Here is a 21,803-nt window from a genome sequence, read left to right as displayed (position 1 = left end):
CGGGCGCCAGCCAACAAACACGGGGCTGTACCTGTCATGACAAGCGCTGATGCGCTCGCCGGCAAGCCGGCTCCTATGCAGGAGCTGGCTTGCCGGCGAAGCCCTTAATGGAACAGCACTGCGGTCTTCTGCAGAGTCACCCACACGCCCCAGGCCAGCGGAATGCCCACCACCAGCCAGGCAGCGACCACCAGCGGCAGGCTGGCGGACGACGCTTTCCACTCCAGCACGACGCTGCTGTCGGCGCCCTTGTCGTGGCCCAGGGCCTGTTCGGCCGCCAGTTGCTCGTCGGTCATGAAGTACTTGTCGGCCACCGGACGCACCAGCAGGTTGCACAAGAAGCCCAGCACCAGCAAGCCGGCGAGGATGTACAGGGTGATGTCATAGGCCGCGGCGCGCTCGACGCCGATGCTCAGCTGGTACTCGCGCAGGTAGTTCACCAGCACCGGGCCCAGCACCCCCGCCGCCGCCCAGGCAGTCAGCAGGCGACCGTGGATCGCACCCACCATCTGCGTGCCGAACAGGTCCGCCAGGTAGGCCGGCACCGTGGCGAAACCACCGCCGTACATCGACAGGATGATGCAGAACGCCGCCACGAACAGGGCGATATTGCCCAGGTGACCGAGGTTCGGAATCAGCGCGTACAGGGCAAAGCCCAGGGCGAAGAACACGAAATAGGTGTTCTTGCGGCCCAGGTAGTCGGAGAACGACGCCCAGAAGAACCGCCCGCCGATGTTGAACAGGCTCAACAGACCGGTGAAGCCAGCCGCGATGGCGGCGATCTGCGCCAGTTGCCCGGCATCCAGCTGGCTGAAGGTCAGGCCATTGCCCAGCAGCTTGCCGGCGAACACTTCCTGCAGCAGCGGCGAAGCCATGCCGAGGATGCCGATACCCGCCGATACGTTAAGGCACAGCACCAGCCAGACCAGGCGGAACTGCGGGGTCTTCCAGGCCACGTTCACGTGCACATGGCGGTGGGTGATCATCGCGTTGGCGGCTTTCTTCGCCGGCGCGGTCCAGCCTTCAGGCTTCCAGCCGGTAGGCGGGACCCGGTACGCCAGGGCGCCGCCGATCATGAACACGAAGTAGATCGCGGCCATCACCAGGAAGCTCTGCCACACGCCGACGCTGGTCGGGGTGGCGAAGTGGCTCATCAGCGCCGCCGCCAGGGGCGCGCCGACCATGGCGCCGCCGCCGAACCCCATGATCGCCATGCCGGTGGCCATGCCGCGCTTGTCCGGGAACCACTTGATCAGGGTCGATACCGGAGAGATGTAGCCCAGGCCCAGACCGATACCGCCGATGACCCCGGAGCCGATCCACATCAGCCAGATCTGGTGGGTATAAACCCCCAGCGCCGAGATCAACAGGCCGCCGCACCAGCACAGCGCCGAAACCACACCGGCCTTGCGCGGCCCGGCATGTTCCAGCCAGCCACCCCAGATCGCCGCCGAACAGCCGAGGAAGATGAAGAACAGGGTGTAGATCCAGCCGAGCATGGAGATCGGCCAGTCGCACTGGGACGAAAAGATCTGCGCGATGAAGCCCATGTCCGGTGCGCACGCCACCGGCGCGCTGATGCCCAGCGCCTTGGACAGCGGCAACCAGAACACCGAGAAGCCGTAGGCCATGCCGATGCACAAGTGGATGGCCAGAGCGGCCGGTGGAACCAGCCAGCGGTTGAAGCCGGGCTTGGCGATGATGCGTTCCTTGGACAAGAACGCTGGCTGAGCGCCCGAACTGGCGGACGCGATGCTGGAGCTCATGGTTGTTTCCCCCAATTATTAGAATTGTTCATCGGCCACTCCTCTGCGGCGACCTTGGCCCATGGGCACGGTCGTTTTATGAGTAAAGCTGCCTTTTTGCAGACGCGACAATAAGTCGCGGAAGGACGGACGAACCGCGAGAGGTTACCATTTGCGACACATTAAAAAACCAAACTGACCTCACCTTTTTTCCGGCAACTGCGTTGCCCGAAAGCCGGGCCAGAGGCAAAAAGAGCACCGCCAAAACGAAAAAACCTCTGACCGCAATGGGTGACCAGTCGCCAGGTTCAGAGCGCTATACTCCCCGGCTAAATTTTGAATTCGACATACAAAGGACTCGCCCATGAAAGCGTTCGGCAAAATCCTGGGTCTGGTAATTCTCGGGCTGTTGCTGATCATCGTGGCTCTGGGCTTCGCCCTGACCCACCTGTTTGATCCCAACGACTACAAAGACGAGATTCGCCAGATTGCCCGCGACAAGGCCCACATCGAGCTGACGCTCAATGGCGATATCGGCTGGAGCCTGTTCCCCTGGCTCGGCCTGGAACTGCACGATGCCGGAGTGGCCACCCTGGCCAACCCGACCCAGCCCTTTGCCGACCTGCAGATGCTCGGCCTGTCGGTGCGCGTCCTGCCGCTGCTGCGCCGTGAAGTGCAGATGAGCGATGTACGGGTCGAAGGCCTGAACCTGCGCCTGACCCGCAACAAGGATGGCCACGGCAACTGGCAGGATATCGGCAAGGCCGCGCCGGCCGACAAGCAGGCCGAGACCCCGGCCACCAGCACTGGCGAAGCAAGCCAGCCCGGCAGCAGCCCGGACAAGTCGTCACAGCCGATCCGCCTGGACATCGACAGCCTGACCGTGAACAACGCCCGGGTTGAATACAACGATGAACAGACTGACAAGCAGTTCACCGCCGAAAGCATCCAACTGAGCACCGGGCCGATTCACGAAGCCAGCAACACTCCGGTCAAGCTCACCGCCTTCCTCGCCAGCAGCCAGCCCGCTGTGCGCGTGCGCACCGAACTCAATGGCGAACTGCGCTTCGACCGCGCCCTGCAGCGCTATCAGTTCGAGGACATGCGCCTGTCCGGCGAGGCCACCGGTGATCCGTTGCAGGGCAAGACCGTGACCTTCGCCGCCCAGGGCCAACTGCTGTTGGACAAGGCCGCCAACGTCGGCCAGTGGACCGGCCTCAAAGTCTCCCTCAACCAGCTGCGCGCCCTGGGCGAACTGAAGGTCAACGACCTGGACAAGACCCCGCAGATCAGCGGCGGGATTTCCATCGCCCAGTTCGACCTGGCGAAATTCGTCGACAGCATCGGCCAGACCCTGCCAGCCATGGCCGAGGGCAGCCTGAGCAAGGTCGAGCTGGTCAGCCGCCTGCAAGGCACGCCCAGCAGCCTGGCCCTGGAAGACCTGAACCTGAAGCTCGACGACAGCAGCTTCAACGGCCGCCTGGCGATCGAGGACTTCGACAAGCAATCGCTGCGCGCCCAGCTCAAGGCCGACACCTTCAATGTCGACCGCTACCTGCCGCCCAAGTCCGCCGCCGCCAACAGCGCCGCCACCGCGCGCAAGGCCGAAGTGCAGAGCAGCGAAGCCGACGCCATGGCCGGCGCCGGCACCACGCCGCTGCCCAACTCGCCGACCAAGGGCGCCTGGAGCACCGAAAAACTGCTACCGGTGGAGCGCCTGAGCAAGCTCGACATCGACGCCGACCTGAGCTTCGGCCAGCTGACCCTGGACAAACTGCCGATTCAAAATGCCGCACTCAAGGCCAGCGGCCAGGGCGGCCTGCTGAAGCTGTCCAGCCTGCGCGGCGAGCTGTACAACGGCAGTTTCGAAGCCAGCGGCAACCTCGATGTGCGCCAGAGCACACCGCAGTTGAACCTGCAGACCAAGATCAACCGGGTGCCGGTGGAACGCATCCTCGAAAGCCAGGGCCAGACGCCTCCGGTCAAAGGCCTGGTGACCCTGAACAGCAACCTCAGTGGCAGCGGCAACAGCCAGAAAGCACTGATCGACAGCATCAACGGCACTGCCAGCTTCGTCATCAACAACGGCGTACTGCTCAACGCCAATATCGAACAGCAGCTGTGCCAGGGCATCGCCGTGCTCAACCGCAAAAACCTCACCAGCACCCCGCGGGGCAAGGACACCCCGTTCCAGGAACTCAAGGGCAACCTGACCCTGCGCAACGGCGTGGCCAGCAACCCGGACCTGAAAGTGCGCATCCCCGGCCTGAGCGTCAACGGCAATGGCGATATCGACCTGCGGGTACTGGGCATGGACTACCGGGTCGGCATCGTCGTCGAGGGCGACCTCAGCGACAACCCGGACCCGGCCTGCCAAGTGGGCGAACGCTTTACCGGCATAGAGCTGCCATTGCGCTGCCGTGGCCCGCTGGAGCTGGGGGCCAAGGCCTGCCGCCTGGACAAGGACGGCCTGGGCCAGGTCGCGGCCAAGCTGGCCGGTGAGCGGTTGCAGCAGAAAATCGACGAAAAGCTGGGTGACAAGGTCAGCCCGGAACTGAAAAACGCGCTCAAGGGGCTGTTCAAACGATGAGAGCCGAGGCGTTTTCAACGGCGGTGCTGGACTGGTACGACCGCCACGGCCGTCATGACCTGCCCTGGCAGCAGGACATCAACCCGTATCGGGTGTGGGTCTCGGAGATCATGCTGCAACAGACCCAGGTCAGCACCGTGCTCAACTACTTTGACCGCTTCATGGCCTCGCTGCCCACGGTGCAGGCCCTGGCCGAGGCTCCGGAAGACGAAGTGCTGCACCTGTGGACCGGCCTGGGCTACTACACCCGGGCGCGCAACCTGCAAAAGACCGCGAAGATCGTCATGGCCGAATACGGCGGTGAGTTCCCCAGGGACGTGGAGAAACTCACCGAACTGCCGGGCATCGGCCTGTCCACCGCCGGCGCCATTGCCAGCATCAGCATGGGCCTGCGGGCGCCGATCCTCGACGGCAACGTCAAACGGGTGCTGGCACGCTTCACCGCCCAGGAGGGCTACCCGGGAGAACCCAAGGTGGCCAAGCAGTTGTGGGCCGCCGCGGAGCGTTTCACGCCCCATAGCCGGGTCAACCACTACACCCAGGCGATGATGGACCTGGGGGCGACCCTCTGCACCCGAAGCAAGCCCAGTTGCCTGCTGTGCCCCCTGGAGCGCGACTGCGAAGCCCACATGCTCGGCCTGGAAACCCGCTACCCGATTCCCAAGCCGCGCAAGGAGGTGCCGCAGAAGCGCACCCTGATGCCGCTGCTGGCCAACCGCGAAGGCGCCATCCTGCTTTACCGACGGCCCTCCAGCGGCCTCTGGGGCGGCTTGTGGAGCCTGCCGGAACTGGACGACCTGCAAGACATCCAGCACCTGGCGCTGCAGCACTCCCTGGAACTGGGCCAGCAACAGCAGATGCCCGGCCTGGTCCACACCTTCAGCCACTTCCAACTGGCCATCGAGCCCTGGCTGGTCCGGGTCGAAGAGTCGGCGCTGCACGTCGCCGAGGCCGACTGGCTCTGGTATAACCTCGCCACCCCGCCGCGCCTGGGCCTTGCCGCTCCGGTGAAGACACTGCTCAAACGCGCGGCCGAAGTCTTGAATGCAGGAGAGTCGTCATGACCCGCACCGTAATGTGCCGCAAATACCAGGAAGAACTGCCGGGCCTGGAACGCCCCCCCTACCCGGGCGCCAAGGGCCAGGACATTTTCGAACACGTCTCGGCCAAGGCCTGGGCCGACTGGCAGAAACACCAGACCCTGCTGATCAACGAAAAGCGCCTGAACATGATGAATGCCGAAGACCGCAAATATCTGCAGGGCGAGATGGACAAATTTTTCTCCGGCGAGGAATACGCCAAGGCCGAAGGCTACGTGCCGCCGGCGGAGTAAACCCACGGAAAATCGGGGGCGGAACGTAAGCGGCGGTAATAATTAAACTTTTTTTCAAAACTTGCTTGACGCCCCCCTGAAAAACCCGTTTAATGCGCCCCGTTGCCCAGATAGCTCAGTCGGTAGAGCAGGGGATTGAAAATCCCCGTGTCGGCGGTTCGATTCCGTCTCTGGGCACCACCTTCAGCTTTCAGGTGGTGTTTGCATCACGTGAAAGCAACCAGAAAACCCGCCTAGTGCGGGTTTTTTGTTGCCTGCAATTCAGCCCTTCCCTCCCCCCCCGCTCGACACCCCGGTCTTTTTTCCTGCACAACCAGGCCTCCGCACGACCATTACGCCGCCAACACAGCGCATCACGCTTCGGCTTTTCTCAAGCGTTCACTTAAGTGAAGAACCATTTCGAGATAATCATCTTTTGATATTCGAGCGGAACCCCTATAGAACAGGGCCTACAGCAGAAAAATCATAGATAATTTTTCCGGCCTTCGAGATGTTTGGACAATGCCTGCATTCTTCCATCACGACCTTGAGCTGCTAAATCCGTCCTTCGACTCCCATCTGGTGGACGTGCTCAGCGAGCTTGAGCACCTTCGGCGCTTGCGCTTGGAAGGCGATACGCCTCCTGCGGTGTTCTATCAGCTGAAATCCATCTTCCACATCCTGGAAAGCCTGGGCTCGGCGCGCATCGAGGGCAACCACACCACGCTTGCCGACTACATCGAGAGCAAGGTGGAAGGCACAGCCCAGGACACCGACCCGCTACGCGAAGTGGCGAACATCGAAAAAGCCATGGATTACATCGAGCAAACCATTGGCCCGGGAACACCCATCACCGAGCTCACCATCAGAGAGCTGCATGCGATGACCGTCCAGGACCTGGAGCGAGAGGGCGACAAGACGCCTGGAGCCTATCGCCGGGGGCCCGTACAGATCGCTCAGGCCACACACCTGCCTCCCGACGCCCTGATGGTGCCCAGCTACATGCAAGAGCTGGTGGAGTTCGTCAATCGGGAGGACCTGCCCAAATACGACCTGATGAAAGTGGCCCTGACCCATCACCGGTTTGCCTGGATTCATCCATTTGGCAACGGCAACGGCCGCGTGGTGCGCCTCCTGACTTATGCACAGCTGATGAAATATGGCTTCAACGTCGATACGGGTGGCCGCGTACTCAACCCCACAGCTGTTTTCTTCAATGACCGGGAACGTTACTACGCCATGCTCGCCACCGCGGACCCAGGCACCAAGGCCGGGCTGGAGACCTGGTGCACCTACGTTCTGGAGGGCATCAGGGACGACCTTGAGAAGGTCAACCGCCTCACCGACTATCGCCACCTGGCCCGGCACATACTGGCTCCCGCTATTACCTTTGCCCGGGATCGGCAATGGATCACGGCAGCGGAAGAAACCGTACTGGCCACAACGATCAAGTCGGGCGTTGTCAAATCGAGCGACATCGCCCATGCACTGCCCAAGCTGACCGCCGGGCAAAGGACTTACCAGATCAAGAAACTGGTGGACCAAGGCATGCTATTGCCCATCAGCGCCAAGGCCCGGCAATACACCATCGGTTTCTCCAACAGCTACCTCATCAGAGGCATGATCAAGGCGCTCCGCGAACAAGGGTTCATACCGGCACCGCTTGAGGCGCCATGAAAGGCCCTCAGGCTCTGCGAGGGCGACCAGAATCAAACTGATCCTGGCCGTACCCACGCGCACTGCCCGCGCCGATCAGAAGGCCTTATCCGCCCGTTCCATCGCCTGCCCCTGGGCCACATCGAGCAGGGCCACGCCGTCGCCGAGCAACAGCGAGGCGATGTCGGCAATCTGGAACAGGTCGCTGGCGTCAGCCGTTTGCGCGGTCATGCAGGACAGGCTGTTCATCAGCTTGTGCAGGGCACGTATGCGCTGATCGGCGCAGGCCAGAAGTTCGACCAGCGGCGCATGGGGATTGATCAGCAGGACGGGGTTGTCCGCTGGCGTGTGCGGAAGAGGGATATATCCGTTCATTGATGTAGCTCCGTGCGTTAGGGAAGCCCCCCCCAAGCTCTCCTACAAGCTGGGTGGCAGCTGTACGCGGGGTAGGAGACCGGTCGCACAACCCGGCCACGCCGAAGCGTGCCCGCGCACAGCCGCCATAAAACACAGGGCAGCAAGAAGCGCCCAAGAAGAACTGGGCGCCTGTGCACGGTGCGACTCTCGGGCTCCTACACCCGGCCGCTGATTTGGCAGCGACCGGCGCAGAGTAAAGAGCAGGTCGGGTCAGCGCAAGCCCTGACCTGGTGACTGAAAGTAACCAGCCGACTCAATGCCGGTGCCGATGATGAACATCGGGAAAGTGCGCATGGCTATGCCGGATCGGCGCGTGCTCATGAGGGTGGCTGTGGGGCTCCGTACCGTCCCACTCAAAGTCATGTTGATGCTGGTGGTGCTCGTCGTGCCGGTGGCAATGGCTGTGCGTCAGGGGCTCATGCTGATGCTCGTGGGCATGATGCTCCAGCAGGTGAATCCAGACGCCGATGGCCATCAGTGCCGCCGCCACCATGAACCATAGGGAAACCGACTCGCCGAGGATCAGAATCGACAGCGCCGCGCCAAGAAAGGGCGCCGTGGAAAAATAGGCCCCAGTGCGCGCACTGCCCAACCCTCGCAGGGCCAGGACGAACAACACCAGGCTCACGCCATAGCCCAGGAACCCCACCAGGAGTATCGACCCCAACGTGGCGACGGCGGGCAGTTGCGCACCGATCAGCAGCGCCAGGCCGGCATTGACCACACCCGCCACCACCCCCTTGCTGCCGGCGATGAACAACGCATCGGACGCCGAGACCTTGCGGGTCAGGTTGTTATCGATGGCCCAGCACAGGCAGGCGAAGGCCACGGCCAGCGGCCCCAGCCAGCCATCAGTAGCGGCATGCTGCTGCGGCCATGACAGGACGACTCCGCCCAACACGATGGCGAGCATGCCGATGACGATCCGGCGATCGACGTTCTCCTTGAACACCAGCCACGCCAGCACCGCCGTGAGCACCGACTCCAGGTTGAGCATCAACGAGGCCGTCGCACCCGCAGTTCGTGTCAAACCGAACATCAGGGCAACCGGTGCCAGCACGCCGCCAAAGAAGATGGCTCCCATCAGCCATGGCCACTCGCGCACCGTCAGCCCCGAACGTCGCCAACCTCGATCCCGAGCGAAACGAACAATGGCCAGGCCGAGGCCACTGCCCAGGTACAAAACCCCAGCCAGGAGCATCGGCGGAACACCCACCCCCAACAGCTTGGCCAAGGGCGTGCTGGCACCGAACAAGGCGGCGGCGGCCAAGGCATAGAGAACACTCGGATTCATATTCGGATCGCCTTTCAGGCTCGCGGCATGCGGTGGTGCATGATGGCGCTGCCCGTGTGGAAATGATGTGAATCCCCTGCAACGGACCAGCGCATGCCCCCCCCTTTTCTGCCCGCCAATAGAAAAAACCCTGGATCATTCGATCCAGGGTCTTTCAGGCCTGGAATTGGGCATTGTCCCCGCTCAACGCCGGGCAACACCCCTGCCTTCACTCAGTAGGCGTCACTCCAGTGAAGGTTGAGGTCACGCGTGGCAGCCATTCGCGTATCGACCATGCTGTGTTGCGCATGCCCGTTGCGAGTGGTGACGACCTGGTATTTTCCGGCCGGCAACTGCACATAGACGAACGGGCCCACCTGGTTCAGGTTCAGCACCGACCGCCCTTGCAGGTTCTGAATCGCCACATCGATATCCGAGGTGTATTGGTTTTGCGGTCCCACGGAAAAGATCATGTGCAGGTTGTAACCCTTGACCAGCTGGATAGCCCGCGACTCGTCCAGGCCGATACCGCCGCAAAGGTAGGTGATGCCATTCTGCTGTTGCGGCTCCAACTGCACGCCGGCCGGATCGATCGGCTCGCTGCTGATGCTGGCGGACTGCAGGCCAAGTGGCGTCACTGACAACAACACCGCCACAACGCCGGATATGACACTCACAGGAAAGGATTTCATGATGACCACTCCCGGGTTCGTCTCGAACCGGTGAACAGAACATCACCGCCATATCTTCAGCCCCAGGATGGCGGTGACTGGGTCTCCCCTACTGTCTCTGAATGACCAGCCTCTCTCAGGCAAGCGGCCTTGCGCTTGCAGCTCCTGTTTTCAGTGTATGCCGCGACAGAGAGCGGTTTAGATCGATTCGGCGTGAAGCCTTTAACCAAAGGAATCTAGGCTCGCCAACTCGGATACCTTGCCCGCCCAGTCACTTCGTCACTGCGAACTGGCGTCCATCAACACCTTGAGCGCCGCATCGGCCTCGGCACGCTGGGCCTTGGTGGGCTTATCGGCAAATCGGCTGCGCTGCTTATCGAGGGTCAGGTAGGCGTTATCGCCATCACCCCAGATGTAGGAATAGATCAGCAGGAAACTGTCGGAATCGGGCTGGCAGTAAGGGGCAACGCTGCGCAGCGGCGCCAGCAGCTGGATCATCTCGCCATAGTTGTCGGTGAACTCCAGCAGGGCGAACTGCCAGCGGCCGGTCTGTGGGTCATAGCGAGAAGTACCGCCCGCTCCCGTCCACATCTGCGCCACTTCCTGCAGGCTCTTCGCACCGGAGTCCTGCAACCACTCGGCACCGACCCGGGCCGAGCCGTACATGTCCTTGCTGTCGAACCACTTCTGCCAATCGCTGTAGGAAATCGCCGGGCGTGGCGGCGCAGCCATGGCCTTGGCGTACTGCTCGGGGGTCATGCTGCAACGCAGATACACCGAGGAAGGCTCGCTCGCCTGTACCTGCCCGGTCGCTGCCAATAGCGCCGCCAGCGCCAGCCCTGTCCGTGAGCGAAATTGCATGGTTGTCGTTCCTGATCGATCAAAAAAAGGTCGCCAGCATACGCCGGCCTACAAGCTCAAGCAGGCGCCTGCGCCGCCTGCCAATGCTTCATCTCCTCGGCAATAAAGTGCTGCACCAGATCGCTGTACAGCTTCTCGATGGCATCCGCGCTCAGGCCTTCGGCCTCGGCCCATTGGCGGCGGGTGGCGAGCATCGCCTTGAAGCGTTCCTCGGCCCTTACGGTGGCCGCCGAGGTCTTGAACTTCGAGGCCGCCAGCACGTACTTGAAGCGCGCGCCCAGCAGGGCAATGACCGCCCGATCCAGGGTGTCGATCTCCCGGCGGATATCTTCCATGCCCTGGCATTGTTCCGGGCTCATCTGTTGCTTCACTTCCATGCTCAAGGCTCCATCGACGTCCAGGGATACCCGGCTTCGACCGGGTCCGGATTATTCCCATGGCAGCGCATCGGAGTAAAGTTGCGAACTCGCGCCCATTCGACTGCCAAGGACCTGCTCGCGTGAACCAGAAAAGAACCCGGGTACGCCTGCCCCACCCCGCGCCCGCAAAGACCGGCAGGGGCGCCTGGATATTCCTGCTGTTCGGCGGCGTGCTGCTGGCAGCAACGACCCTGTTGGGCTGGACGCTAGTCAGCGCGGTATTGGACGGCCTAATCGTCACCCGCAACCGCGCCGGACCGAAACTCGCCTACAGCCTGGTACAACAGCCCACCCAGTTCTATTTCGAGCTGCTCTGGCAAGGCGCCGGCACCCTGTTGCTGGGTGCACTGGCCGTTGCCGCGCTGTGGATCGGCCGGGTATTAATGGGCGCACAAAAAAAACATCGCTGATGCCGAATGCCAATCCGGCACGGTGCAGCCGCCCAGGAACAAGCGCCCATGTCCCTGCTGTCTCCTCCCGACCTGCCTGCCACCCGCCTCGCCGCTGCCCGCCCAGGCCCCAGCGAAACCTTCAGCGAACCGGCGGCGGATGGCTTTGTGCTTGGCGGTTTTGCCTGGCGTCACCCGCAAGCCGATCCGAGCAGGCCGGTGGTGATCATCAACGCCGCCACCTCGGTGCGCTGCCGCTACTACTTGCGCTTCGCCGACTACCTGTTCGCCAATGGCTTCGATGTGATGACCTATGACTATCGCGGCATCGGCGAGTCGCGTCCGGCCTCGCTCAAGGGGCTCAAGGCGTCCTGGTCCGATTGGGGCGCGCTGGATTTCGAAGCCATGCTGCAACGGGCCCGGCGCGAATTTCCCGGGCAGCCGATCGATGTGGTGGGCCACAGCTTCGGCGGCTGCGCCGTGGGCCTGGCAGCCTCCGCCGGGGCGATCCGCCGCGTGGCGACCATGGGCGCACAGTTCGCCTACTGGTGCGACTACGCGCCCGGGCTGCGCTGGCGCATGCTGGGCAAATGGCACGTGCTGATGCCCCTGCTGACCCGCCTGTATGGCTACTTCCCCGGCAAGCGCCTGGGCTGGATGGAGGACACACCCGCCGGCGTGGTCCGCGACTGGGCCACCCCGCACCCACGCTATGAAGGCCGGCCCAGCGGCCGCAGGCTCGCCGCAAAGCGCAATGGCCAGCCCTTCACCCAGGTCAGCGCCGCCGTGCTCGCCATCAGCCTCAGCGACGACCCCTTCGGCACGGTGGCGGCCATCGAGCGCCTGCTGGCTTACTTCAGCAACAGTCCGCGCACCCACTTGCGCATCGCCCCGCAGGATATCGGCGAAACCGAGATCGGGCATTTCGCCTTTTTCCATAGCCGTTTCGACACCCGGCTCTGGCCCATCATCCTGGGCTGGCTGCGCCACGGCGAGCTCGACACCAGCTGCCCGGGACGGGTAGTACCGCGCGCCTGAGCCGCCCCGCTCGCCCGGCGGCAGGTGCTCCAGCCTCGATTTGCTGGCATCCTTGGCCGCCTGAAAAGGTCGCCGCTGGCCGGCGACCCACGCGATACACCTCCCAGCATCAAGGTAAGGCGCCCATGGCATCTGCGAACAAGCAACACAAAAGGGCCCAGCGGGCGAAAACCAAGGCCAAGCAAAACCGCGCCAAGCGCACAGCCCCCACCTCGGAACTGGAACTGGACCCCAACGACAGCCGCATCGACTTCGAGTCGGTGGACCTGACCGAGCTGTTCGTGAAAATGCGCGACGCCGAGAAAACCAGCCTGCAGGCCATGTGCACGGTGTTCCTCTCGGACCCGTTGCTGGAGCTGGTGTATGAGCAGGAGGGCGACGAAGGCGCCACGGACTTCATCCTTGCGGCGCTGATCGAGTACCGCAACTGGTCCACCGAGGCCGACGAGGCGGCAGCGCTGGAGTGGATCGAGTCCGAAGCCTTCCGCAACGACTACATGGCCGCGTCCCAAGCGCTGTTCAGCAACCAGGGCTGAGCCGCAGACAGGCATTAAAAAAGGGCGCATTCAGCAATGAATGCGCCCTTTTTGTTTCACGCTGAAAAAGCCGGGCCGAGACTCAGGCCGCTTCCAGCCGAGGGATTTCCATGCCGATGCGCGAGCTGGCGAAGTTCAGGTCGCCGCTGGCGATGGACTGGGCCTTGAAGCCTGCGCCGATCAGGTCGCGCACGTACAGCTTGTTGTACATGAACATGAACACCAGGTTGCTCAGGCCGAAAGTGAACATCGACAGCAGGAACATGATGGCCGCCCATTTCCAGTCAGCGCGGAACAGGGCCGGGATGAAACCGAAGAAGAACACGGTCCAGGAGAAACCAACTGGCGCTTCCTTGATGGCTCCGGTGTTCGGGTTTTTGAAGATGATTTTAGTGAACGCCATGCGCGTCTCCTTGCCGCCCCATTTTGAGGAACCAACGACCGGGCGATCGCCATTGGACCCTGAATGCTCATTCTTCGAGCCGGGACCGTCAGCCATGCCGTAGGCAAGTGCGGACAATCAGGAGCATGGGTCGGCGCGGATGAATCAGGGGGTGGGAAGCGGAAGACGGATTCGGAGTCCCGACAAGCGTTCAATCCCTGACATGACAGCGCTATTCCATAGCTCCTCTCACGCAGGCACGCAAGAGCTCTTATCGAAGAGCGCGCAGGCTACTATTTCACCAGCGGGCTGTCCACGAAACGCCAGGTAACAATTCACAAATCCGATAAAAAAGGCCGCGGTCAATGCTGACGGCGGCCTTTTTGTATGGCAAAGCGTCAAACCGTCAGTTCAGTACCAGGGCCGCCTTACCCTCGATCTTGCGCCGACGAGCCACCAGCAGGCCGGCGGCAATCACCAGGATGCTCAGCAGGCCGGTGGCGAGGATCTCCACCCGGTGCTCTTCCTGGAACAGCATGATGCCCAGGATCGCCACGATGAACACAATCACCGCGTAGGTCAGGCCCGGGAACAGCCACATGCGGAAGGCGATCTTCTCGCCAGCGGCCACGCGCTTCTGGCGCATGCGCAGTTGCGACACGGCAATCACCAGGTACACCAGCAAGGCAATGGCACCGGAACTGGCCAGCAGGAACTCGAACACCGCTGCCGGAGCCACATAGTTGGCGAACACTGCCAGGAAGGCCGCCGCGGTGGACAGGATCACCGCCCAGTAAGGCGTGCCGCTGGCGTTGGTGCGCTTGGCCGCGGCCGGGGCGTCGCCACGCTTGCCCAGGGAGAACAGCATGCGCGAGGCAGTGTAGAGCGCCGAGTTCAGGCAGCTGGTCACCGCCACCAGTACCACCAGATCGACGATCAGCTTGGCGTTGGGGATGCCCATGCGGTCAAGCACGGTCTGGTAGGAACCGACCTGGGCCAGGCTCGGGTCGTTCCACGGCACCAGGGCCACGACGATGAAGATCGACACCAGGTAGAACAGGCCGATCCGCCAGATCACCGAGTTGGTGGCCTTGGAGATCTGCTTGCCCGGGTTGTGGGATTCCGCCGCGGCGATGGTGACGATCTCGGTGCCCATGAAGGAGAACATGGTGGTCAGCATGGCCGCCAACACCGCGCCCAAGCCATTGGGCATGAAGCCATGAGTGTCCACCAGATGCGAGACACCGCTGACCTGACTGTTGGGCAGCAAGCCGCAAATGGCCGCCAGGCCAAGGATCACGAAACCGATGATGGCCACTACCTTGATCAGGGCGAACCAGAACTCGAACTCGCCATAGTTCTTCACGCTGAACAGGTTGGTGGCGGTCAGCAGCAGGGTGATCACCAGGGTGAAGACCCAGATCGCCACGTTGGGGAACCAGGCATGCAGGATGGTCGCGGCGGCGTTGGCCTCCAGCGGGATCACCAACACCCAGAACCACCAGTACAGCCAACCGATGGTGAAGCCGGCCCAGTGGCCGATGGCCCGATCGGCGTAGGTCGAAAACGATCCGGTGTCCGGCGAGGCGACGGCCATTTCCGCCAGCATGCGCATGACCAGCACCACCAGGGTGCCGGCAGCGGCATAGGCCAGGAGAACGGCCGGGCCGGCTTCGGCGATGGCGTGGCCGGAGCCGACGAAGAGACCCGCGCCGATCACGCCGGCAATCGACAGCATGGTCACATGCCGTGGTTTGAGCCCCTGTTCGAGGTCATTGGAGAGTTGCGTACCGCTCATGAAAAGCACCTTTGCAACGAAAAAAGAGTCACTCCACCCGGTCGGCATTCGTTCTCGTAAAAAGAATTCAACGGGGCGTTCTTTATTTCGCACGCAAGATTTGCGCCAAAATGTTACAGAGTCCCGGGGAACAAGGCTTGGCGAACCGACCGGCGGGAATCTCAAGTCATTGAGTTCAATGGCATTTCGCCATTTCGTTACTGGCCGACTCACTTTGTAGGACGAAACCGCGCACCAGAAACACACCCCGAAAGTGCCCGATGCACAATTAGAGGGCGGATCCATGACCTTTGGCCCGTTAACCCTTCCAACACCCGGCCAAAGCTGGCACCATCGCGCCTTTTTTTACGCGACACCTACCGGATTCCAGGCGGATTCCGGGTTCAAACGGGCGTTCGGTTGTTGATGGGGCGACAGTCTTCTGTGCTGATGCGACAACCTGCCACACGCCGTCTGTTTACCTCCGGTAGCGCTGTTGGCTGCGCTTGGAACCCTATGCTAGCTTGGCGCCTCGCCAGGAAGGCCGCCAACAGCAGGAGCACAATGAACTCTATGAGGACCGCACATGGCTGAGGCCACGCCCGCGCTTGAAATCCGCAACTTGCACAAACGCTACGGCTCTCAGGAGGTACTCAAGGGTATTTCGCTGACCGCACGCGACGGTGACGTGATATCGATCCTGGGTTCCTCCGGCTCCGGCAAATCCACTTTCCTGCGTTGCATCAACCTGCTGGAAAACCCGCACCAGGGGCAGATCCTGGTGGCCGGCGAAGAGCTCAAGCTCAAGGCCGCGAAAAACGGCGAGCTGGTGGCCGCCGACGGCAAGCAGATCAACCGCCTGCGCAGCGAAATCGGCTTCGTGTTCCAGAATTTCAATCTCTGGCCCCACATGAGCGTGCTCGACAACATCATCGAGGCGCCGCGTCGGGTGCTGGGCCAGAGCAAGGCCGAGGCCACTGAAGTGGCCGAGGCGCTGCTGGCCAAGGTCGGTATCGCCGACAAGCGCCACGCTTACCCGGCCCAGCTGTCCGGCGGCCAGCAGCAACGCGCCGCCATCGCCCGCACCCTGGCGATGCAACCCAAGGTCATCCTGTTCGACGAACCGACCTCGGCCCTGGACCCGGAAATGGTCCAGGAAGTCCTCAACGTGATCCGCGCCCTGGCCGAAGAAGGCCGTACCATGCTGCTGGTCACCCATGAAATGAGCTTTGCCCGCCAGGTTTCCAGTGAAGTGGTGTTCCTTCACCAGGGCCTGATCGAGGAGCAGGGATCGCCACAGCAGGTCTTCGAGAACCCGCTTTCGGCACGCTGCAAACAATTCATGTCCAGCAACCGCTAACGGAGCTACACGCATGCAGAGCTATAAGAAAATCCTCCTGGCCGCTGCCGTCACCCTGGCATTCAGCGCCAGCGCTGCCGCCGAGACCCTGAAAATGGGGATCGAGGCCGCCTACCCACCGTTCAACAACAAGGATGCCAGCGGCCAAGTGGTCGGCTTCGACAAGGACATCGGCGACGCCCTGTGCGCCAAGATGAAAGTCGAATGCACCGTGGTCACCTCCGACTGGGACGGCATCATCCCGGCCCTGAACGCGAAGAAATTCGACTTCCTGATTTCTTCGCTGTCGATCACCGACGAGCGCAAGCAGGCGGTGGACTTCACCGACCCGTACTACTCCAACAAGCTGCAGTTCATCGCGCCCAAGGCCAAGACCGAGTTCAAGACCGACAAGGCCTCGCTCAAGGGCAAGATCATCGGCGCGCAACGGGCGACCCTGGCCGGCACCTGGCTGGAAGACAACCTGGGCGACGACATCACCATCAAGCTCTACGACACCCAGGAAAACGCCTACCTGGACCTGACCTCCGGCCGCCTGGACGCGATCCTGGCCGACAAGTACGTCAACTACGAGTGGCTCAAGAGCGACGCCGGCAAGCCTTATGAGTTCAAGGGCGAGCCGATGGTAGAAAGCGACAAGATCGGGATTGCCGTGCGCAAGAAAGATCCTCTGCGCGAGAAGCTGAACGCCGCCCTGAAGGAAATCGTGGCCGACGGCACCTACAAGAAGATCAACGACAAGTACTTCCCGTTCAGCATCTATTGATACTGACTTGCCTGACCGGTGCCCGCCCCCTGGGCGCCGGTCCTTAGCAAAGCCATCCAGACCCCATGAATATCGATCTCTTCGGATTCGGCCCGGTGCTCGCCGCCGGCGCGCTGATGACCGTCAAGCTGGCCCTCTCGGCGTTATGCCTGGGACTGGTGCTCGGCCTGCTCGGCGCCTTGGCCAAGACTTCCCCGTACAAGCCACTGCGCTGGCTTGGCGAAACCTATTCGACCATCGTGCGCGGCGTCCCGGAACTGCTGTGGGTGCTGCTGATCTACCTGGGCACGGTGAACATGATGAACGCGCTGGGAGAGCAATTCGGCAACCCCGACCTGGCCCTCAGCCCGTTCGTTGCCGGGGTGATCGCCCTCGGCCTGTGCTTCGGTGCCTATGCCACGGAAGTGTTTCGTGGCGCGATCCTGGCCATTCCCAAGGGCCACCGCGAAGCCGGCGTCGCGCTGGGCCTTTCCAGATGGCGGATTTTCAGCCGCCTGATCCTGCCGCAGATGTGGCGCATCGCCCTGCCGGGCCTGGGCAACCTGTTCATGATCCTGATGAAGGACACCGCCCTGGTGTCGGTGATCGGCCTTGAAGAAATCATGCGCCAGGCGCAGAACGCCGTGACCTTCGCCCGGCACCCGTTCACCTTCTACATGGTTGCGGCCGTCATGTACCTGGGCCTGACCGTGCTGTCCATGATCGGCATGCACTTCCTGGAAAAACGCGCCGCCCGCGGCTTTGTGAGGACGACGTAATGGAATGGGAAGTCATCTACAAATGGCTGCCGAAGTTCATCCAGGGCGCCACGCTGACCCTGGAACTGGTAGGCATCGCCGTGATTCTCGGCCTGCTGCTGGCCATCCCGCTGGGCATCGCCCGCTCGTCCAAGCTCTGGTACGTGCGCGCCCTGCCTTACGCCTACATCTTCTTCTTTCGCGGCACGCCGCTGCTGGTGCAGCTGTTCCTGGTGTATTACGGCCTGGCGCAGTTCGATGCGGTGCGCGAGAGCTTCATGTGGCCCTACCTGCGCGACCCGTTCTGGTGCGCTACCGCCACCATGACCCTGCACACCGCGGCCTACATCGCCGAGATCCTGCGCGGCGCGATCCAGGCCATTCCCCCCGGTGAGATCGAAGCAGCACGGGCCCTGGGCATGTCCCGGCCCAAGGCGCTGTTCTACATCATCCTGCCGCGGGCGGCGCGCATCGGCCTGCCGGCCTACAGCAACGAAGTGATCCTGATGCTCAAGGCCAGCTCCCTGGCCAGCACCGTGACCCTGCTGGAACTGACCGGCATGGCGCGCACCATCATTGCCCGCAACTACCTGACGGTGGACATGTTCTTCACCGCCGGGGTGTTCTACCTGCTGATGTCGTTCATCCTGGTCCAGGCCTTCCGCCAACTGGAACGCTGGCTGCGGGTCGACGCCTGCCAGGGACGCTGATCTTCCCCCCGCTCCCGCCAGGGAGCGGGCCTGCCCCGGACTCGCCGCCCATGCCCTCGATCCTCCAAGGCCCCGCGCTGCTCGATCGTTTCCAGGCCCTGGACGGCTTCCTGCTTGAACACCAGGCGCTCTGGCGCCCGCGCCCCTTCACCCACCTGCAACTGCCGTGGGAAACAGCCCATCCCGAACTGGCCCAGTGGCTGCGCCAACGCTCCCTGGAAGACGCCGAAGCGGCCCACAACCAGCCGGAGCAACTGCAGGCGCCGGCTCCTTTTGCCCAGCTGGCGGAGCGCTCCCGGATACTCGGCACCGTGGCTGAACTGCCCGCCGCAGCTGGGCCGGCGCTGCACCCGCGCCTCAATGTCGATGTGCCCGGGCGCAAATGGCAACAGATCGAAGCCTTCACCGCCAGCCTGCAATTCCACCGCACACCCACTCACTGGCTCGACTGGTGCTCCGGCAAGGGCCACCTCGGCCGGCGCCTGCTGCAAGCCGGGCAGCAACTGACCTGCCTGGAATACGACCCGGCGCTGGTGGCCAGCGGCGAGCAACTGAGCCGACACCACGGCCTGCCCGCCCGCCATGTACAGCAGGATGTGCTGGCGGCAGACGCCGCCTCGCACCTGAACCTGCAATGCACCCCGGTGGCCCTGCATGCCTGCGGCGATCTGCATGTGCGCCTGATCCAGCTGGCCAGCCAGCAGGGTTGTCCACAGTTGGCCATTGCCCCCTGCTGCTACAACCGCACCCGCGCCAGCCACTACCAGGGCTTATCCACAGCGGCCCAGGCCTCGCGCCTGCAACTGTCCCTGGAAGACCTGGCCCTGCCCATGAGCGAAACCGTCACCGCTGGCGCCCGGGTGCGGCGCCAGCGCGACGCCTCCATGGCCCGGCGCCTGGCCTTCGACCTGCTGCAACGACAAGTGCGGGGCATCGACCAATACCTGCCCACGCCCTCTCTGCCCAGCCACTGGCTGGACGAACCGTTCGCCGACTACTGCCGCCACCTCGCCGCCCTCAAGGACTTATCCACAGTCGATTGCCAGGATTGGGCGGCCCTTGAAGCCGCCGGCTGGCAGCGCCTGGCCCAGGTGCGCAACCTGGAACTGCTGCGCGGCCTGTTCCGCCGCCCGCTGGAGTTGTGGCTGGTGCTGGACCGGGCGCTGTTACTGCAAGAGCAGGGCTATGCCGTGCGCCTGGGAACCTTCTGCGAGGCCGCCTTGACCCCGCGCAATCTGCTGTTGCTGGCAGAACGCCGATAACCCGCCGTTGGGCCTGCCCCGCCCCTTGCCGGTTGCGCTCACCCCCACGAAAGAAAAACCAAGTTCGTGACTGCTACTAGTCTCTAGGCGTGCCGGCCACAAGCAGCACTCGGGCAACCGATCCGGCGCAACAGGGCGGTCATTTTTCGACAGGAAGTCGCCAGGTTCACCATCACTTACAGGGAGTTATCCATGAACGTCATAGACCACCAGGCCCACACTTATGAAACCCTGCAAAAGGGCTTCAACCTGCGCTGGCCGCCCAGTGTCGAACAGGGCGCACAGCGGATTTATGTCTGTACAACCCCCGATGAGGTCCTGGCGGCAGCCAATAGCGCACTGCGTGAGGGCTATCGCATCACGGTGCGCAGTGGCGGCCACTGCTACGAGGGCTTTGTATCCAACAAGTTGAGCGGCGAGACAGAAAGCCTGGCGATTATCGACCTGGGGGAAATGAAAGGCCTGAAATACGACGAGAGCCCCTCCATCACTTCTCCCTGGGACAGCCGGAACAACAAGTATCGATTCATGACCTTGACCGGCAACCAGAACTGGGACGGCTACCTGTCGCTGTACAAGCAGGCCGGGCGCACCATTCCGGGCGGCTCGTGTTATTCGGTCGGCGTGGGCGGGCATATCAGCGGCGGCGGTTATGGGTTGTTATCGCGCCTGCAGGGCTTGACCGTGGACTGGGTCACCGGCGTCGACATTCTTGTGCCTGTGGAAAACTCGCGGCAACTGGAGTTCCGGCATGTTCGCGCGGACAGCCCATCAGACAAAGACAAGGCATTGTTCACCGCCTGTTGCGGAGCCGGCGGGGGCAACTTCGGCATCATCATCGGCTACTACTTCGACCAACTGCCCCAAGCCCCGCAAAAAGCCTATTGGATTCCCCTGGCCTACCCGTGGAAAGAGCTGATTCCCAACTTCTCGAACTTCCTGCGAACTTATTGGCAGTGGTTCGCCGATAACGACGCCGCTGCAACCAGCACGGTGGAGGGCATTGGCAACGGCGGCTTGTTCACCCTGTTGAAACTCAACCACGTGGACACCTCCGACCACGTGGTGCTGGCAATCCAGTACACCGGCCCCAATGGCCGGGTCGGCGGCGCCAACGACATACCGCTCAACGACTTCATCAACAAGATGAACGCCGCGGCGGGCCTGACGCCGACCCTGCATGACGGTTTCATCGCGCCCAACATTGCCCCGCTCAGGCACCCGCATGCGGGCAGGAAGTTCAAAGGGGCTGCGGCTCAACACACGGCGATGGACTGGCTGTACGTCACGCAAATGATCAACGGCTCGGGCAACAACCAGCGGGGCAAATACAAGTCCGACTATCAGGTCGAACAGTTCTCCGAGCAGGCCTGCAACGCATTGCTGACGCACTTGACCGAAGCCACTCCAGACAAACGCTTCAGCCAGTCGCTGGTGCAGATCGACTCCTACGGCGGGGCCATCAACAAGAAGGGCATGGGCACCACCGCTGTTCCTCAACGCAGCTCGCTGCTCAAAGCCCAATACCAGACCTATTGGACTCATGCCGCCGATGACGCGGTGCAGTTGGCCTGGATTCGCAACATCTTCACTGCCGTGCACGGCGGCAAGCCGCAAAGACCCGCCTACGATGGCTGCTACATCAACTACCCCGATGTCGACATGAAGTACACCGACACCGGCGCGCTAGACCCCAACTGGCTGAACCTGTACTACGGCTGGAATAGCGAGCTCATCACCAGGCTTTCCAACCTCAAAGCCGCCATTGACCCGCACAACCTGTTTCGTCATGAACTGTCCATTGCGCCCACAAGGACCGAGTAGGTTCCGGCCTCGACACACCGCACCGGCATGACCACAGCGTGCTCGATCAAGCCTTCCGGCGGCCCGCGCCATCGGCTT

21 protein-coding genes and 1 tRNA gene are annotated in these 21,803 nt (G+C 62.6%); 14 read left to right on the top strand and 8 right to left on the bottom strand.

Going from position 1 to position 21,803, the window contains the following annotated elements; genetic code table 11:
- Positions 1-104 precede the first annotated feature (104 nt).
- The gene (locus DNK59_RS06390) at positions 105-1,766 is read right to left on the bottom strand and encodes an OFA family MFS transporter (RefSeq protein ID WP_092318747.1); all 1,662 of its coding nucleotides are present in this window, start codon (positions 1,764-1,766) and stop codon (positions 105-107) included.
- Between the two features lie 343 nt (positions 1,767-2,109).
- Here DNK59_RS06390 and DNK59_RS06385 point away from each other — a divergent pair, with 343 nt between their 5' ends.
- The 5 genes from DNK59_RS06385 to DNK59_RS06365 all read left to right on the top strand — a co-directional run bounded on the left by DNK59_RS06385 (position 2,110) and on the right by DNK59_RS06365 (position 7,324).
- Positions 2,110-4,335: an AsmA family protein gene (locus tag DNK59_RS06385; protein ID WP_110722637.1), complete on the top strand. Its 2,226-nt coding sequence runs from the start codon at positions 2,110-2,112 to the stop codon at positions 4,333-4,335.
- Entirely contained in the window at positions 4,332-5,399 is a 1,068-nt protein-coding gene (gene mutY / locus DNK59_RS06380; RefSeq protein ID WP_110722636.1) for an A/G-specific adenine glycosylase, read from the top strand. Before DNK59_RS06385 ends, mutY begins: the two co-directional genes overlap by 4 nt.
- Positions 5,396-5,668, top strand: a complete 273-nt coding sequence (locus DNK59_RS06375; RefSeq protein WP_047301095.1) for an oxidative damage protection protein — start codon at positions 5,396-5,398, stop codon at positions 5,666-5,668. The genes mutY and DNK59_RS06375 overlap by 4 nt, the downstream gene beginning before the upstream one ends.
- Positions 5,669-5,772: 104 nt before the next feature.
- Positions 5,773-5,848 (top strand) — tRNA-Phe (locus tag DNK59_RS06370).
- 321 nt (positions 5,849-6,169) lie between these two features.
- Positions 6,170-7,324 carry a Fic family protein gene (locus DNK59_RS06365; RefSeq protein ID WP_092318742.1) on the top strand — a complete coding sequence of 385 codons (1,155 nt, stop codon included), beginning with the start codon at positions 6,170-6,172 and terminating at the stop codon, positions 7,322-7,324.
- A 75-nt stretch (positions 7,325-7,399) separates the two neighbouring features.
- Here DNK59_RS06365 and DNK59_RS06360 read toward each other — a convergent pair whose 3' ends face one another.
- The 5 genes from DNK59_RS06360 to DNK59_RS06340 all read right to left on the bottom strand — a co-directional run bounded on the left by DNK59_RS06360 (position 7,400) and on the right by DNK59_RS06340 (position 10,902).
- A complete protein-coding gene (locus DNK59_RS06360) occupies positions 7,400-7,678 on the bottom strand; it encodes a hypothetical protein (protein WP_110722635.1) in 279 nt (92 codons plus the stop codon).
- A 295-nt stretch (positions 7,679-7,973) separates the two neighbouring features.
- Positions 7,974-9,014: a DMT family transporter gene (locus DNK59_RS06355; protein ID WP_110722634.1), complete on the bottom strand. Its 1,041-nt coding sequence runs from the start codon at positions 9,012-9,014 to the stop codon at positions 7,974-7,976.
- Between the two features lie 212 nt (positions 9,015-9,226).
- On the bottom strand, positions 9,227-9,685 hold the full coding sequence (locus tag DNK59_RS06350) for a hypothetical protein (protein WP_092318737.1): 459 nt from the start codon (positions 9,683-9,685) through the stop codon (positions 9,227-9,229).
- A gap of 258 nt (positions 9,686-9,943) precedes the next feature.
- The gene (locus tag DNK59_RS06345) at positions 9,944-10,525 is read right to left on the bottom strand and encodes a hypothetical protein (RefSeq protein WP_110722633.1); all 582 of its coding nucleotides are present in this window, start codon (positions 10,523-10,525) and stop codon (positions 9,944-9,946) included.
- A 56-nt stretch (positions 10,526-10,581) separates the two neighbouring features.
- Positions 10,582-10,902 carry an isochorismate lyase gene (locus DNK59_RS06340; protein ID WP_110722632.1) on the bottom strand — a complete coding sequence of 107 codons (321 nt, stop codon included), beginning with the start codon at positions 10,900-10,902 and terminating at the stop codon, positions 10,582-10,584.
- A 122-nt stretch (positions 10,903-11,024) separates the two neighbouring features.
- Between DNK59_RS06340 and DNK59_RS06335 the strand changes: the two genes are divergently transcribed.
- From DNK59_RS06335 to DNK59_RS06325, 3 genes are all read left to right on the top strand, one after another.
- The gene (locus DNK59_RS06335; RefSeq protein WP_092318731.1) at positions 11,025-11,354 is read left to right on the top strand and encodes a hypothetical protein; all 330 of its coding nucleotides are present in this window, start codon (positions 11,025-11,027) and stop codon (positions 11,352-11,354) included.
- 48 nt (positions 11,355-11,402) lie between these two features.
- Complete coding sequence (locus DNK59_RS06330) at positions 11,403-12,371, top strand: alpha/beta fold hydrolase (RefSeq protein ID WP_110722631.1); 969 nt, start codon at positions 11,403-11,405, stop codon at positions 12,369-12,371.
- Positions 12,372-12,496: 125 nt separating this feature from the next.
- On the top strand, positions 12,497-12,907 hold the full coding sequence (locus DNK59_RS06325; RefSeq protein WP_092318727.1) for a hypothetical protein: 411 nt from the start codon (positions 12,497-12,499) through the stop codon (positions 12,905-12,907).
- Between the two features lie 82 nt (positions 12,908-12,989).
- On the opposite strand, the gene DNK59_RS06320 is transcribed toward DNK59_RS06325, so the two are convergent.
- Together DNK59_RS06320 and gabP are read right to left on the bottom strand one after the other, a co-directional pair.
- Positions 12,990-13,310: a hypothetical protein gene (locus DNK59_RS06320; protein WP_092318725.1), complete on the bottom strand. Its 321-nt coding sequence runs from the start codon at positions 13,308-13,310 to the stop codon at positions 12,990-12,992.
- Positions 13,311-13,695: 385 nt separating this feature from the next.
- A complete protein-coding gene (gene gabP / locus DNK59_RS06315) occupies positions 13,696-15,087 on the bottom strand; it encodes a GABA permease (RefSeq protein WP_110722630.1) in 1,392 nt (463 codons plus the stop codon).
- A 565-nt stretch (positions 15,088-15,652) separates the two neighbouring features.
- Here gabP and DNK59_RS06310 point away from each other — a divergent pair.
- The 6 genes from DNK59_RS06310 to DNK59_RS06285 all read left to right on the top strand — a co-directional run bounded on the left by DNK59_RS06310 (position 15,653) and on the right by DNK59_RS06285 (position 21,725).
- Entirely contained in the window at positions 15,653-16,426 is a 774-nt protein-coding gene (locus DNK59_RS06310) for an ABC transporter ATP-binding protein (RefSeq protein WP_092318720.1), read from the top strand.
- 13 nt (positions 16,427-16,439) lie between these two features.
- Complete coding sequence (locus DNK59_RS06305) at positions 16,440-17,192, top strand: ABC transporter substrate-binding protein (RefSeq protein ID WP_025128410.1); 753 nt, start codon at positions 16,440-16,442, stop codon at positions 17,190-17,192.
- A gap of 65 nt (positions 17,193-17,257) precedes the next feature.
- Positions 17,258-17,950: an ABC transporter permease gene (locus DNK59_RS06300; RefSeq protein WP_092318718.1), complete on the top strand. Its 693-nt coding sequence runs from the start codon at positions 17,258-17,260 to the stop codon at positions 17,948-17,950.
- Positions 17,950-18,639 carry an ABC transporter permease gene (locus DNK59_RS06295; RefSeq protein WP_060837084.1) on the top strand — a complete coding sequence of 230 codons (690 nt, stop codon included), beginning with the start codon at positions 17,950-17,952 and terminating at the stop codon, positions 18,637-18,639. The genes DNK59_RS06300 and DNK59_RS06295 overlap by 1 nt, the downstream gene beginning before the upstream one ends.
- A 50-nt stretch (positions 18,640-18,689) precedes the next feature.
- Entirely contained in the window at positions 18,690-19,901 is a 1,212-nt protein-coding gene (locus tag DNK59_RS06290) for a methyltransferase (protein ID WP_110722629.1), read from the top strand.
- Between the two features lie 192 nt (positions 19,902-20,093).
- Positions 20,094-21,725, top strand: a complete 1,632-nt coding sequence (locus DNK59_RS06285; RefSeq protein ID WP_110722628.1) for an FAD-binding protein — start codon at positions 20,094-20,096, stop codon at positions 21,723-21,725.
- The last annotated feature ends 78 nt before the right edge of the window (positions 21,726-21,803 follow it).

This window comes from Pseudomonas sp. TKO26 (assembly GCF_003225665.1).
Lineage (GTDB): Bacteria > Pseudomonadota > Gammaproteobacteria > Pseudomonadales > Pseudomonadaceae > Aquipseudomonas > Aquipseudomonas saponiphila.
This window is presented reverse-complemented; position numbering and strand designations above follow the sequence as displayed.

Excerpts from the sequence above, each read along its gene's own strand:
- DNK59_RS06390 (WP_092318747.1), bottom strand. The coding sequence starts at position 1,766 with ATGAGCTCCAGCATCGCGTCCGCCAGTTCGGGCGCTCAGCCAGCGTTC.
- DNK59_RS06385 (WP_110722637.1), top strand. The coding sequence starts at position 2,110 with ATGAAAGCGTTCGGCAAAATCCTGGGTCTGGTAATTCTCGGGCTGTTG.
- mutY (WP_110722636.1), top strand. The coding sequence starts at position 4,332 with ATGAGAGCCGAGGCGTTTTCAACGGCGGTGCTGGACTGGTACGACCGC.
- DNK59_RS06375 (WP_047301095.1), top strand. The coding sequence starts at position 5,396 with ATGACCCGCACCGTAATGTGCCGCAAATACCAGGAAGAACTGCCGGGC.
- DNK59_RS06365 (WP_092318742.1), top strand. The coding sequence starts at position 6,170 with ATGCCTGCATTCTTCCATCACGACCTTGAGCTGCTAAATCCGTCCTTC.
- DNK59_RS06360 (WP_110722635.1), bottom strand. The coding sequence starts at position 7,678 with ATGAACGGATATATCCCTCTTCCGCACACGCCAGCGGACAACCCCGTC.
- DNK59_RS06355 (WP_110722634.1), bottom strand. The coding sequence starts at position 9,014 with ATGAATCCGAGTGTTCTCTATGCCTTGGCCGCCGCCGCCTTGTTCGGT.
- DNK59_RS06350 (WP_092318737.1), bottom strand. The coding sequence starts at position 9,685 with ATGAAATCCTTTCCTGTGAGTGTCATATCCGGCGTTGTGGCGGTGTTG.
- DNK59_RS06345 (WP_110722633.1), bottom strand. The coding sequence starts at position 10,525 with ATGCAATTTCGCTCACGGACAGGGCTGGCGCTGGCGGCGCTATTGGCA.
- DNK59_RS06340 (WP_110722632.1), bottom strand. The coding sequence starts at position 10,902 with ATGGAAGTGAAGCAACAGATGAGCCCGGAACAATGCCAGGGCATGGAA.
- DNK59_RS06330 (WP_110722631.1), top strand. The coding sequence starts at position 11,403 with ATGTCCCTGCTGTCTCCTCCCGACCTGCCTGCCACCCGCCTCGCCGCT.
- DNK59_RS06325 (WP_092318727.1), top strand. The coding sequence starts at position 12,497 with ATGGCATCTGCGAACAAGCAACACAAAAGGGCCCAGCGGGCGAAAACC.
- DNK59_RS06320 (WP_092318725.1), bottom strand. The coding sequence starts at position 13,310 with ATGGCGTTCACTAAAATCATCTTCAAAAACCCGAACACCGGAGCCATC.
- gabP (WP_110722630.1), bottom strand. The coding sequence starts at position 15,087 with ATGAGCGGTACGCAACTCTCCAATGACCTCGAACAGGGGCTCAAACCA.
- DNK59_RS06310 (WP_092318720.1), top strand. The coding sequence starts at position 15,653 with ATGGCTGAGGCCACGCCCGCGCTTGAAATCCGCAACTTGCACAAACGC.
- DNK59_RS06305 (WP_025128410.1), top strand. The coding sequence starts at position 16,440 with ATGCAGAGCTATAAGAAAATCCTCCTGGCCGCTGCCGTCACCCTGGCA.
- DNK59_RS06300 (WP_092318718.1), top strand. The coding sequence starts at position 17,258 with ATGAATATCGATCTCTTCGGATTCGGCCCGGTGCTCGCCGCCGGCGCG.
- DNK59_RS06295 (WP_060837084.1), top strand. The coding sequence starts at position 17,950 with ATGGAATGGGAAGTCATCTACAAATGGCTGCCGAAGTTCATCCAGGGC.
- DNK59_RS06290 (WP_110722629.1), top strand. The coding sequence starts at position 18,690 with ATGCCCTCGATCCTCCAAGGCCCCGCGCTGCTCGATCGTTTCCAGGCC.
- DNK59_RS06285 (WP_110722628.1), top strand. The coding sequence starts at position 20,094 with ATGAACGTCATAGACCACCAGGCCCACACTTATGAAACCCTGCAAAAG.